Origin of the sequence: Streptomyces sp. SudanB5_2050, assembly GCF_964272335.1 — a bacterium.
Lineage (GTDB): Bacteria > Actinomycetota > Actinomycetes > Streptomycetales > Streptomycetaceae > Streptomyces > Streptomyces rochei.
The window spans coordinates 526,280-538,078 of record NZ_OZ186760.1 but is presented as its reverse complement, the minus strand read 5'-3'; the positions used below and the strand labels follow the sequence as shown (position 1 = coordinate 538,078).

The window sequence follows — 11,799 nt, the reverse complement described above, 5'->3', positions numbered from 1 at the left end:
GTGCCGGCGATTCACGCAGGCTGCCAGATCTCCGACAGGAGCGTCGGGGTGAGCACGTCCTCCGGCCGGCCGTGCCCGACCAGCCGTCCGTCGCCGAGGAGCAGGCAGGCGTCGGCGGAGCGGGCGGACTCCAGATCGTGCGTGGCCTGCACGACGGTGGTGCCGTCGGCGACGAGTTCCGTCAGCAGCGCTGTGATCCGCTCCCGGGCCTCGGGGTCGAGCCCGGTGGTCGGCTCGTCCAGGAGCAGCAGGTCGGACTGCTGGGCCAAGCCCTGGGCGATCAGTACGCGTTGACGCTGCCCGCCGGACAGCTCGCCGAGCTGGCGGGCGGCGAGTCCGGCGACGCCCAGTCGTTCCATGGCGGAGTCCACGACCGCCCGATCCTGCCGATTCAGGCGCCGCCACAGCCCGCGCTCGCCCCAGCGGCCCATCTCCACCGTCTGGCGCGCGGTGAGGGGGAGCGTGTCACCGACGGCGCCGCGCTGCGGGACGAAGGCCGGAGGGCGTCCCTTCGCGTACTGGAGCCGTCCGGATGTGGGGACGATCACGCCGGCGAGAACGCCGAGCAGCGTGGACTTCCCGCTGCCGTTCGGACCGACCAGTGCCGTCATGGTCAACGTCGGTATCCCGACGCTGAGTTGGCGCAGGACGGGCCTGCCCGGATAGCCCGCTTCCAGATCGGTGACGCGTACGCGCTGATGGTCGGTCTCGGTGTCCCGGGGCCCCGGGCGATGTTTATTGAACATGATTGTCATTGTAGTGTCGTCGCATGGAGTGGTTGACGGCCCCTTTCGAGGTGGCCTTTGTGCAGCGTGCCCTGTGGGCCGGAGTCCTGGTGTCGGCGATCTGCGCCCTCGCGGGGACGTGGGTGGTGCTGAGGGGGATGGCCTTCCTCGGTGACGCCATGTCCCACGGACTGCTGCCGGGCGTCGCGATCGCCGCACTGCTGGGGGGCAATCCGCTGGTGGGGGCGGTGGTGAGCGCGGCGGTCATGACGGCCGGCGTCACCGCCCTGGGCCGCACGCCGAGACTGTCCCAGGACACCGGAATCGGCCTGCTGTTCGTCGGCATGCTGTCGCTCGGCGTCATCATCGTCTCGCGGTCGCAGTCCTTCGCCGTGGACCTCACCGGGTTCCTCTTCGGCGACGTCCTCGCCGTACGCGAGAGCGACCTTCTCCTGCTCGCGGTGGCGCTGCTGCTGGCGCTGGTCGTCTCGGTGCTCGGTCACCGGGCCCTCCTGGCGCTCGCGTTCGACGACCGCAAGGCCGAGACGCTCGGCCTGCGCCCCCGTGTCGCGCACGCCGTGCTGCTCGGCCTGCTGGCCCTGGCCATCGTGGCCACCTTCCACATCGTGGGCACGCTGCTCGTCCTCGGCCTGCTCATCGCCCCGCCGGCGGCGGCTCTGCCGTGGGCGCGCGGCGTGAGCGGCGTCATGGCCCTTGCCGTGCTCCTCGGGGCGACCAGCACCTTCGGCGGTCTCCTCCTGTCCTGGCATCTGAGCACCGCGGCCGGCGCGACCGTGTCCGCCCTCGCGGTCAGCCTCTTCTTCCTGTCCCACCTGGCGTCGGCGATCCGGCACCGACGCCGCACCCACCTCTCCCGATCCGCCGCTGGCCCCGTGCACACCCCCACGACCCGACCGAACGACATCTGAGGCGGTCTCCTTGTTCGTCCGAAGAAACGCCATATCCCTCGCACCGGCACTCCTGACCGCGGTCCTGCTGACCGCGGGATGCGCGGGCCAGGGCGACGACCCCGAACCCCCCTCGAAATCGGCCTCTTCCTCGGCCACCCCCCACGGCTACGTCGAAGGCGCCACCGAGGCGGCCGAGCAGCAGTCCCGGCTCCTGCTGGGCGACAGCGCCACCGGCGAGACCCGGGTACTGGACCTGATCACCGGCAAGGCGCACACGACGGCACCCAGAGCCGGAGTCACCGCACTGACCACGGACGGCCGTTTCGGCTACTTCCACGGGAGCGACGGCACCCACGTCCTCGACAGCGGCGCGTGGATGGTCGACCACGGGGACCACGTGCACTACTACCGCGCGAAGATCCAGGAGGTGGGCGAACTCCCCGGCGGCACCGGCACGAACGTGCGGAGCGACGCCGGCGTGACCGCGGTGACGGGCGCGGACGGAAAGGCCCGCGTCCACGCCCGCGCCGACCTGGAGAAGGGCTTCACGGGCACACCCGTCGGGCTTCCCGGCACCTACGCCGCACCCGTGGTCCCGTACGCGGAACATCTCGTCGCGCTCACCGAAGACGGCGACGGCCCCGCGAAGGTGAACGTCCTCGACCGCTCGGGCAAGCGCGTCGCGTCCCTGGAGCCGGAGTGCGCGGACCCGAAGGGCGACGCGGTCACCCGGCGCGGCATCGTCCTCGGCTGTGCCGACGGCGCCCTGCTCGTCCACGAGGACGACGGAGCCTTCAGCGCCGAGGAGATCCCGTACGGCGAGGGGGTGCCGAAGACCGAGCGGGCCACGGAGTTCCGGCTCCGCCCGGGCAGCACCACGCTCACCGCGCCCGCGGGCGAGGACGCCGTCTGGGTCCTGGACGTCACCGAGCGCACCTGGACCCGGGTGGAGACCGGGCCCGTGGTCGCCGCGAACACCGCGGGCGAGGGCGCGCCGCTGCTCGTCCTGGAGACGGACGGAGCCCTCCACGGCTACGACACGGCCACAGGCAAGGAGACCGCGGTCACTCGGCCCCTGCTGAAGAACGCCTCCGAGGCCGCCACCGGCGAAGCCCCCGCGCCCGTGATCGAGGTCGACCGGAGCCGGGCCTACGTCAACGACCCCGCCGGCCGACGCGTCCACGAGATCGACTACAACGACGACCTCCGGGTCGCCCGCACCTTCGACCTCGACGTCCGGCCGTCCCTGATGGTGGAGACGGGCCGATGAGCGCGCGTGCGCGGGCGGCGCGGGTGCGCGCCCTGCTGCTGTCCCTGGTCACCTTCTTCGTCGTCGCCGGTACGGCGACCGGCTGCGCGGGCGGCGACGAGCGGCCCCGGGTCGTGGTGACCACCAACATCCTCGGTGACATCACCCGGGAGATCGTCGGGGACGAGGCGGACGTCAGCGTCCTGATGAAGCCCGACGCCGATCCGCACTCCTTCGGTCTGTCGGCCGTGCAGGCCGCCGAGTTGGAGAACGCGGACCTGGTCGTCTACAACGGCCTGGGCCTGGAGGAGAACGTACTGCGGCACGTGGAGGCGGCCCGCGCCTCGGGTGTCGCCACCTTCGCGGCCGGCGAGGCGGCCGACCCCCTGACCTTCCACGCCGGAGAGGAGGGCGGCCCCGACGACGAGGCCGGCGAGCCGGACCCGCACTTCTGGACCGACCCCGACCGGGTGCGCAAGGTGGCCGCCCTGATGAGCGACCAGGTCGTGGAACACGTCGACGGGGTGAACGAGAAGGCCGTCCGGGACAACGCCGAACGCTACGACGGACGACTCGCCGACCTCACCACCTGGATGGAGAAGTCCTTCGCGGCCATCCCGGAGGACCGGCGCGCCCTGGTGACCAACCACCACGTCTTCGGGTACCTGGCCGACCGCTTCGGTTTCCGGGTGATCGGCGCGGTCGTCCCCAGCGGCACCACACTCGCCTCGCCCAGCTCCTCCGACCTTCGCTCCCTCACCCAGGCCATGGAGAAGGCCGAGGTGCGCACCGTCTTCGCGGACTCCTCCCGGCCCACCCGGCTCGCGGAGGTCCTGCGCCAGGAGATGGGCGGTGACGTGGACGTGGTCCCGCTGTACTCCGAATCGCTGACCGAGAAGGGCAAGGGCGCCGGTACCTACCTGGAAATGATGCGCGCCAACACCTCGGCCATGGCCGAGGGCCTCACCGGCGACTGAACGAACCCCACCCCGGCGGCCGGGCATGCCGAACGCCGGCCGCCTCCACCCGAGAACCGAGCCCCCTGGGGGCCGGAGAGGAAACATACGCGATGAACAAGCCGACGCGCGCCAGAACGCTCACGGGCACGGCCCTGGTCCTGGCGGCCTCGATGGCGCTGACCGCCTGCGGCGGCGGCGACGCCTCCTCCGACGCCGAGCCGAAGAAGGCGAAGACCAGCGAGCCCGCCCCGGTCGACAACCCGCTGGTCGCCACGTTCGACGGGGGACTGTACGTCCTCGACGGCGAGACCCTGAAGCCGGCGAAGACGATCGAGCTGCCCGGGTTCAACCGGGTCAACCCGGCGGGCGACGACGACCACGTGGTCATCTCCACCGACGAGGGCTTCCGCGTCTTCGACGCCGCCCGGCAGACCTTCACGGACACCGAGTTCAAGGGCGCCAAGCCCGGTCACGTCGTCCGGCACGGCGGCAGGACCACCCTGTTCACCGACGGCACGGGCGAGGTCAACGTCTTCGACCCGGCCGAACTCGGCGACGGCGCCGAACCGCGAACCCGCACCTACACGTCCGCCGAGCCCCACCACGGTGTCGCCATCGAGCTGACCGACGGCGAACTCGTCACCACCCTGGGCACCGAGGAGAAGCGCACCGGGGCCCTCGTCCTGGACAAGGACAACAAGGAGATCGCCCGCGCCGAGAACTGCCCCGGCGTGCACGGAGAGGCCGCCGCCAAGGACGAGGTGGTCGGACTCGGCTGCGAGGACGGCGTACTCCTCTACAAGGACGGCGAGTTCACCAAGGTCGACGCCCCCGACGACTACGCCCGCACCGGCAACCAGGCGGGCAGCGACGTCTCCCCGGTCCTCCTGGGCGACTACAAGACCGATCCCGAGGCGGAACTGGAACGGCCCACCCGCATATCGCTGATCGACACCCGCACGGCGAAGATGAAGCTGGTCGACCTCGGCACCAGCTACTCCTTCCGCTCGCTCGCCCGCGGCCCGCACGGCGAGGCCCTCGTCCTCGGCACCAACGGCGTCCTCCACGTCATCGACCCGGAGACGGGCAAGGTGGAGAAGAGGATCGACGCGGTCGGCGACTGGACCGAGCCCCTGGACTGGCAGCAGCCCAGGCCCACCCTCTTCGTCCGTGACCACACGGCGTACGTCTCCGAGCCGGGCAAGCGCCGACTGCACGCCTTCGACCTGGACTCGGGCGAGAGGCTGACGTCCGTCACGCTGCCCCAGGGCACCAACGAACTGTCCGGGACGGTGGCGGGTCACTGACCGGGCCGCGGCGGCAGGCCGGGCGATCCGGCCTGCCGGTCGGTGGCCCCGCGGGTCAGGTGCTCGCCCGGACGGGTCCCTCGGCGAATCGCTGGTTCGCCGAACCGTCGCACTGCTGGATCCGCAACGGTTCGCCCCGTCCGGCCACGGTGAGACAGAGTTGCGGCGCGGCCGCCGGCCGTAGCGTCTCCCCGTTCCGGAGGAACTTCTGGTGTGTCCCGCCGTGGCAGTTCCACAGGACCAGGGGCGTGCCGGCCGGGTACCTCGTGTCGGGGACGTCCAGGCAGCGGTCCTGGGTCAGTTCGGTGTGGAGGGTGCCGCGTGTCCGGTCGTACCACCAGCCTTGGTTGCGGCCGCCGTGGCATTCCCAGCCGAGCACACGGGTTCCGTCGGCGCTCGCCGCCGCGGCGGCGTCCAGGCAGGTGCCCGCCGCCCGGTTCACCAGCGGCCGGTAGACCGTGTCCCAGGCGTGGGGGAAGAGAACCGGCTTGCCGGAGGAGTCGACGTCCGCGCAACTCGCCTCCTGGGACCCGGAGTCGTACAGCTGCGTCAGGCAGGAGGCGAAGGCGGCGTGGCCGCGCGCGTTGGGGTGGAAGGACTGGCGCAGGGAGTTCTCGTCGGGGAGGCCGGGCTTGGACAGGTCGATGTAGGCACCCCTGGCCCAGGTGTCTTCCATGCAGACCTCGTGGCCGTGGAAGAGCCGCGAGTTGTCGAGGTAGACCGCGCCGGTCGCGGCGGCGGCCCTGCGCATGCCGCGTTCGAAGGCGGGGACCGCGGTGTTCCGGCCCCAGACGGTGTCGGAGTCGTAGCCCAGACCACCGCAGGCCAGCTTGCCGGCGAAGTTCGGGTTGTCGCGGAAGTCGGGGCCGATGGGGCTGGGGTAGCCCATGAGGACGAGCCGGTAGTCCCCGTCCGCGTAACCGGCGTCCCGCATCACGCTCTTCAGGTCCCGTACGGTCTGCTCGACCTTGGGCACTAGAGCGTCGACCCGGGCCTGCCAGCCCGGGGCGTACTTGGGTTCGCAGGGGCCCTGGCTGAGCAGGTAGCGCGTGACGCAGTCGGTCATGACGGGGCCGAACTGGAGGTCGTCATTGGCCCCGGCGACCAGCAGCACCATTTTGACGCGGGTGTTGCGGGCCTTGATCGCGAGGTTGTCGCTCTGCACGAGTTCGTCGGCGTACTGCGGGGAGCCGCCGACGCGGATGTTCCCGGTGTACGCGCCGGAGCACGAGACGTCGAAGGTGAGGTCGGCGGGGATGCCGGTGCGGTGGATCGCTGCCTCCGGCGAGCGGTGACACCAGTTGTCGGGACCGTTGGTGCCCGGTTCGTAGGTCCCGATTCCCTCGCCGGAGATCTCGCTGTCGCCGAGGGAGACCAGGCTGGTCCTGCGGTCGTCGAAGGGTCGCTCGGCCGGGCTCCCGTAGATCTCCGTGGCCTCGGCGGCACGGATGGCCTCCAGCTCGGGGGAGAGCGGTACGGAGGAGACGCTCGCGGCGGGACCGGGTGGGGCGGCTTGCGCGGTGCCGCCGGCGGTGACGGTTCCACCGATCACGGCCACTGCGGCGGCGGTCGCCGTCAGCCAGCGGTGTCTGTGCCGAGTGCTCTTCACTGTACCTCCCGGTGATGGGTTACCGAGGGTTTTACTGGCCGGTAAGCCCCGGGGGAACCCTTGGAACAAGACAACTGTTCAACTTTCACGCCGAGTGACGAACGGGCCGTCGCATTCCGGTGCTTCACGGCCGGACGTGGCGTCGAACGGGTGTCTGCCTTGCGTGCTCCGAGAAGGGTCGAGCACAGTATGGAATCGAGCGGTGACGCAGTGCGCGCGAACAGGGGGAGCGTATGACCAAGGTGCTGAGGGCACGTCCGAGGGGCTTCACGATGCCGGCCGCCCTGGCTGCCGCCTGCGGCTTGCTGCTGGTGACCGCCGCGCCGGCGAGCGCCGAAGTGAAGTCCACCTGCGGCACCTACATCTGCGTCGCCACCGCGTACCAGGGCCGTGACTACGTCCAGGACATCACCGTCACCACGAGGGACGGCCTGCCGGGGACGTTGCGTGCCTTCGTCGGCGACTACCGGGGGAGCAAGACGAACGTCTCCCGGTGGCGGTTCGTGGTGAACCAGGAGATCAGGGCCTACCCGAGGCTGGCCGTCTGCGGCGGACTCGATCGCGGTGGCCGGGTCATCGAGAACCACTGCGTGATGATCCCCTGAACCCGCGCGGGCCTTCTCCACCTCGCGAGAAAAGACGGTGAGGGTCCAGCTGTGTCCTGCTAACGTCTGCGCCATGAAGCGCGCCGCCATGACGACGACGCCGGAGAGTGTCCCGGCGCGCTGACGGACGACCTGATGCGAAGCCCCGGGGCAAGTGCCCCGGGGCTTCGTCACAGGCCCGGTCTCTTGCCCCACGACGAGCGAGGAGACCGCGATGACCACCGCGCACGACCACCGCAGGCTCGGCCGTGAACTCGGCCTGTTCGACACCGACCCGCTGATCGGCGCCGGCCTGCCGTACTGGCTGCCCGACGGAGCGGCCGTGAGGCACACCCTTGAGGAGTACATCCGTGCCGCCGAGCGGCGGGCGGGCTACCAGCACGTGTACTCACCGGTGCTCGGCAAGCGGGAACTGTACGAGATCTCGGGGCACTGGGCGCACTACAGCGACGACATGTTCCCCCCGATGGACCTCGGCGGGGAGCAGGTCGTCCTGCGGCCCAGCCTGTGCCCCCATCACGCGGTGATCTACCGCTCCCGCTCCCACAGTTACCGTGAACTGCCCCTGCGGATGGCCGAACTGGGCGGCATGTACCGTTCCGAACTCTCGGGCGTGCTCGGCGGACTGACCCGGGTGCGGGCCATCCAGCTCAACGACGCGCACATCTTCTGCACCCTGGACCAAGTCGCGGACGAGGCGGAGGCGGCACTGGAGATGATCCGCCGGGCGTACGAGGCACTCGGCATCACCCCGGCCCGCTACCGGCTCTCCCTGCCGGGCCCCGGCGGCAAGTATGTCGCCGCACCGGAGAAGTGGCGGCGGTCCACCTCCCTGCTGGCCGGCATCCTCGACCGCTCCGGCCTGCCCTACGAGGCGGTTGAGGGAGAGGCCGCCTTCTACGGCCCCAAGATCGACGTCCAGGTCACCGACGGCGCCGGGCGGGAGTCCACCTTGTCCACCGTCCAGGTCGACTTCCACCAGCCCGAGCGGTTCGACCTGCACTACATCGGCGCGGACGGCGCCAGACACCGCCCGGTCATGGTCCACCGCAGCATCATCGGCAGCGTGGAGCGAGCCGTGGCCCATCTCATCGAGGAGCACGGCGGCGCGTTCCCCGCCTGGCTCGCCCCCACTCAGCTGGTCATCCTCCCGATCTCCTACACCGAACTGCCGAACGCCGAAGACCTCGCCCGACGCTGCGCCCGTCTCGGACTCCGGGCCCGGATCGCGGGCCCCGACCGCGGCAGCCTCGGGGGCCGTGTCCGAGAGGCGCGGCTGGTGCCCTACCAGGCCGTCATCGGCGCCAAGGAGGCCGCCGGCGAGCACGTCGCACTGCGCTTGCGTGACGGACGACGGCTCGACCCGATGCCGGTCGGTGACGCGCTCACCCGCATCAGCGCACTCGTCGAGGCCCACAGCACCGACCTGTGGGCCGACCCGGCCCCACAGCAGGCGTCGTAGGCATGCGACCCGGGTCAGGGGAGCGAGGGCGGGGTCCATGCGTGGTGACGCAGGATCATGCGGGTGGCGATCCGGGACGGTGTCAGTCGCATGGCTGTGTTCCGCAGGGGGACGGCCAGGGGGTGGGAGAGCTGGTGTCCCATCCTCCCGGCCTGCCGGGCGGCCCGCGCGACGGACTGGCTGCGCGGCCGGCGCTCGGTGTCGTAGCGGGCGAGCGCGGCCTCGACCGTGGGATCGGTGCCGAGGGCGGCGGCCAGCGTGACCGCGTCCTCCAGGGCCTGGCAGGCACCCTGTCCGAGGTTGGGGGTCATCGCATGGGCCGCGTCGCCGAGCAGTGCGATCCGTCCGACGGCGTACGAGGGCAGCGGCGTGCGGAGTTCGTTCACGTCGTGATGCAGCACGGCTTCGGGCCTGGTCGCGTCGAGCAGGGCGGGGATCGGAGGGTGCCAGTCGTGGAACCGTCGGCGGAGTTCGGCCAACGGGTCGGCGAACCGTGTCGAGGCGGGGTGACGGAGGACGGCGTGCCACTCGGCCCGCCCGTCCGAGAGGGCGATGTGGCCGAACTCCGCGCCGCGGCCCCAGGTCAGCTCGAAGTCGGTACGCAGGTCGACCGCGTGCTCGGTGAGGGCGCGCAGCACCGTCGAGCCGCTGTAGACCGGGCCGGGATGGTCCGGGAGGAGCCGGCTGCGGACCGTGCTGCCGACGCCGTCCGCCGCCACCACGAGATCGGCGGTGAGGACCGTGTCCGCGCAGTCGACCCGGACGGTGCCGGGGCCGGTCTGCTCGACCCGGAGCACTGCACGGCCGCTCACCAGTGACCGCTCGGGCAGGGAGGCGCGGAGCAGTCGGTGCAGGGTGGAACGGGGGACACCCATGATGGGCGTGCCGACCGACTTCTCCAGTGCCGAGCCGTCCATCCGGGTCAGCCAGGCGCCCCGGGGCGTCCGGGTGCCGCCGCTGTACTGGCCTCGGGATGCCTTTCGGACCGCCTCGCCGACGCCGAGTTCGTCCAGCGCCCGCAGGCCGTTGGCGGCCAAGGAGATGGCGGCCCCCGCGTCCGCGAGCGTGGACGCGCGCTCGAGGACCGTCACCTCCCATCCGATGCGGTGCAGACCGATCGCGGCGGCCAGTCCGCCTATGCCGCCGCCGACCACCACAGCCGTGTTGCCCATGCGCGAACCCCCTTCTTCTACATCTGTAGAAGGTGACTCTAGCGCGACTCTCTACTGGTGTAGAAAGGGGCTATGGCTTCGGACCGGCGCACCCTTCTCGCAGACGCGGCTCTCGACGTTCTCGCCGACGAAGGGATGCGCGGTCTGACCCACCGCGCGGTCGACCGCCGGGCCGCCATGCCGCCCGGGACCACCTCCGCCTACTTCCGCACCCGAGCCGCGCTGTTGGCCGCACTCGTGTCCCGCCTGGTCCGACTCGACCAGGAGGAACTCCAGACGACGGCCCAGGACCTCCCGCCCCTGCGTACCGTCGAGGAACTGGTGGACGCGATGGCGCGGCTCACCCGACAGCGACTCAGCGGTGAGGGCCGCCGTCGTTCGCTCGCCCGCCATGCCTGCGCCGTCGAGAGCGTGCGCGACCCGGAGCTGCGGGCGATCCTCGTGCCCCGCGAGAACGCCGGCCGCGAGGCCGTCCGGGTGTTCCTCGCCGAGCGTGGCGTCACCGACGCGGAGGACCGCACCCACACTCTGCTGACCTGTGTCGACGGACTGATCTTCGACCGACTGGTGAACGGTGGCGAGGTGCGGCGCGAGGCCCTCGAAGGTCTGGTCGTCGCCGCCCTGCGTTAGGGGCGCCGGGCTCGCGTGGGGGAGGGAGCGCACCGAACTGATCTAATGGGCCGCCGTTGATCGACAAGGAGGAAACCTCATGCCTGCGACCCTTCGGCCCCGAGCGCTGCGTTCCGGCGACCTCGTGGTGGTCACCGCGCCGTCGGGCGGGCTCGAGCCGGGTGAGGAACCGCTGCTCGCCCGCGGTGTGGCGATCCTCGAGCGGATGGGCTTCCGCGTGCGGGTCAGCCCGATGGTCGCCCCGGGGAGGCATCGCTGGTGGGCGTCGGGCACTCCCGCGGAGCAGGCCGACGAACTCAACGCTCTGCTCCGGGACCCGGAGGTGCGGGCCATCGTCGCGCACACCGGCGGGCAGGCGACCGTCGGCTACCTCGACCTGATCGACCTGGACGCGATCCGCGCCGACCCGAAGCCGATCATCGGCTACAGCGACATCTCGCTGCTGCACATGGCGTTGCACGCCCGAACCGGCCTCGTCGGCTTCCACGCCGACATCGCCACCCACGGATTCGGGAACGACTGGTACACGCTGGGCGACGAGGCCCGTCGCTCCGAGCTGGTCGACCTCTACACCCGGGTGCTCACCAAGGCGGAGGCGCCGGGCGCGCTGCCCGCGAAGGCGGCTTGGGAGACCTGGCGGCCGGGCAGCGCGCAGGGACCACTGTTCGGCGGCTTGCTGAACCGTCTCGTCCTCCTGCAGGCGACGCCGTTCGCGCCGGCCGCCGAACGGTTCGAGGGCGCCGTGCTGTTCTGGGAGGAGCTGCAGCGGCCGGTCTCGCGGATCTGGTACGACCTGCACGCCTTGCGTCTGTCCGGTGTGCTGGACCGGATCGCCGCCATGGTGGTGGGCATCCCGACCGAGGTCACGCCGTACGACGGCGCCGAACAACGCGCGGATCTGCGCGACGCGGTACTCGACGTCCTCGGCCCACGTGACATCCCGGTTCTCGCCCAGGTCGACTTCGGTCACACCTCGCCGAACCTCCCCCTGCCCATCGGCGTCCGCGCACACGTGGACGCGGACAACCGGACGCTGTCCCTGATCGAGCCGGCGGTCGCGGAACAGTGAGTCCTGAAGGGCGTTGACGCGCGACGACGGGCTGCGACCCGTCGTGCGCTGCGCCAGGCACGAACGCGTCGCCGGCACCGTTGGGGACCCAGTCGGTGAGG

At 71.3% G+C, this 11,799-nt stretch carries 11 protein-coding genes; 8 read left to right on the top strand and 3 right to left on the bottom strand.

The features are described from left to right. Positions 1–11: 11 nt before the first annotated feature. Positions 12–755, bottom strand: a complete 744-nt coding sequence (gene aztA / locus ACFZP7_RS01965) for a zinc ABC transporter ATP-binding protein AztA (RefSeq protein ID WP_385633669.1) — start codon at positions 753–755, stop codon at positions 12–14. Between the two features lie 14 nt (positions 756–769). Here aztA and aztB point away from each other — a divergent pair, with 14 nt between their 5' ends. From aztB to aztD, 4 genes are all read left to right on the top strand, one after another. Beyond that, positions 770–1,654, top strand: a complete 885-nt coding sequence (gene aztB / locus ACFZP7_RS01960; protein ID WP_385633668.1) for a zinc ABC transporter permease AztB — start codon at positions 770–772, stop codon at positions 1,652–1,654. 10 nt (positions 1,655–1,664) lie between these two features. Continuing rightward, positions 1,665–2,906 carry a hypothetical protein gene (locus ACFZP7_RS01955; RefSeq protein WP_385633667.1) on the top strand — a complete coding sequence of 414 codons (1,242 nt, stop codon included), beginning with the start codon at positions 1,665–1,667 and terminating at the stop codon, positions 2,904–2,906. Then, positions 2,903–3,862, top strand: coding sequence for a zinc ABC transporter substrate-binding protein AztC (aztC, locus tag ACFZP7_RS01950; protein ID WP_385633666.1), 960 nt, complete (start codon positions 2,903–2,905; stop codon positions 3,860–3,862). Before ACFZP7_RS01955 ends, aztC begins: the two co-directional genes overlap by 4 nt. Positions 3,863–3,954: 92 nt before the next feature. Beyond that, positions 3,955–5,151 (top strand): zinc metallochaperone AztD, encoded by a 1,197-nt coding sequence (gene aztD, locus ACFZP7_RS01945; RefSeq protein ID WP_385633665.1) that lies wholly within the window; start codon positions 3,955–3,957, stop codon positions 5,149–5,151. A 55-nt stretch (positions 5,152–5,206) separates the two neighbouring features. Here the strand turns inward: aztD and ACFZP7_RS01940 are convergent, their stop codons facing one another. Further along, on the bottom strand, positions 5,207–6,760 hold the full coding sequence (locus ACFZP7_RS01940; RefSeq protein WP_385633664.1) for a ricin-type beta-trefoil lectin domain protein: 1,554 nt from the start codon (positions 6,758–6,760) through the stop codon (positions 5,207–5,209). A gap of 233 nt (positions 6,761–6,993) precedes the next feature. Here ACFZP7_RS01940 and ACFZP7_RS01935 point away from each other — a divergent pair, with 233 nt between their 5' ends. Beyond that, a complete protein-coding gene (locus ACFZP7_RS01935; protein WP_385633663.1) occupies positions 6,994–7,365 on the top strand; it encodes a hypothetical protein in 372 nt (123 codons plus the stop codon). Positions 7,366–7,579: 214 nt separating this feature from the next. After that, a complete protein-coding gene (gene thrS, locus ACFZP7_RS01930; RefSeq protein ID WP_385633662.1) occupies positions 7,580–8,827 on the top strand; it encodes a threonine--tRNA ligase in 1,248 nt (415 codons plus the stop codon). Positions 8,828–8,841: 14 nt separating this feature from the next. Here the strand turns inward: thrS and ACFZP7_RS01925 are convergent, their stop codons facing one another. Further along, positions 8,842–9,999 (bottom strand): FAD-dependent monooxygenase, encoded by a 1,158-nt coding sequence (locus ACFZP7_RS01925; RefSeq protein ID WP_193449671.1) that lies wholly within the window; start codon positions 9,997–9,999, stop codon positions 8,842–8,844. A gap of 72 nt (positions 10,000–10,071) precedes the next feature. On the opposite strand from ACFZP7_RS01925, the gene ACFZP7_RS01920 reads away from it, so the two are divergent. Both ACFZP7_RS01920 and ACFZP7_RS01915 read left to right on the top strand, forming a co-directional pair. Beyond that, a complete protein-coding gene (locus tag ACFZP7_RS01920; RefSeq protein ID WP_365940221.1) occupies positions 10,072–10,629 on the top strand; it encodes a TetR family transcriptional regulator in 558 nt (185 codons plus the stop codon). A gap of 79 nt (positions 10,630–10,708) precedes the next feature. After that, a complete protein-coding gene (locus ACFZP7_RS01915; protein ID WP_385633661.1) occupies positions 10,709–11,698 on the top strand; it encodes an LD-carboxypeptidase in 990 nt (329 codons plus the stop codon). Positions 11,699–11,799: the final 101 nt, after the last annotated feature.

Excerpts from the sequence above, each read along its gene's own strand:
- aztC (WP_385633666.1), top strand. The coding sequence starts at position 2,903 with ATGAGCGCGCGTGCGCGGGCGGCGCGGGTGCGCGCCCTGCTGCTGTCC.
- ACFZP7_RS01920 (WP_365940221.1), top strand. The coding sequence starts at position 10,072 with ATGGCTTCGGACCGGCGCACCCTTCTCGCAGACGCGGCTCTCGACGTT.
- aztD (WP_385633665.1), top strand. The coding sequence starts at position 3,955 with ATGAACAAGCCGACGCGCGCCAGAACGCTCACGGGCACGGCCCTGGTC.
- ACFZP7_RS01935 (WP_385633663.1), top strand. The coding sequence starts at position 6,994 with ATGACCAAGGTGCTGAGGGCACGTCCGAGGGGCTTCACGATGCCGGCC.
- ACFZP7_RS01925 (WP_193449671.1), bottom strand. The coding sequence starts at position 9,999 with ATGGGCAACACGGCTGTGGTGGTCGGCGGCGGCATAGGCGGACTGGCC.
- ACFZP7_RS01915 (WP_385633661.1), top strand. The coding sequence starts at position 10,709 with ATGCCTGCGACCCTTCGGCCCCGAGCGCTGCGTTCCGGCGACCTCGTG.
- aztB (WP_385633668.1), top strand. The coding sequence starts at position 770 with ATGGAGTGGTTGACGGCCCCTTTCGAGGTGGCCTTTGTGCAGCGTGCC.
- thrS (WP_385633662.1), top strand. The coding sequence starts at position 7,580 with ATGACCACCGCGCACGACCACCGCAGGCTCGGCCGTGAACTCGGCCTG.
- aztA (WP_385633669.1), bottom strand. The coding sequence starts at position 755 with ATGACAATCATGTTCAATAAACATCGCCCGGGGCCCCGGGACACCGAG.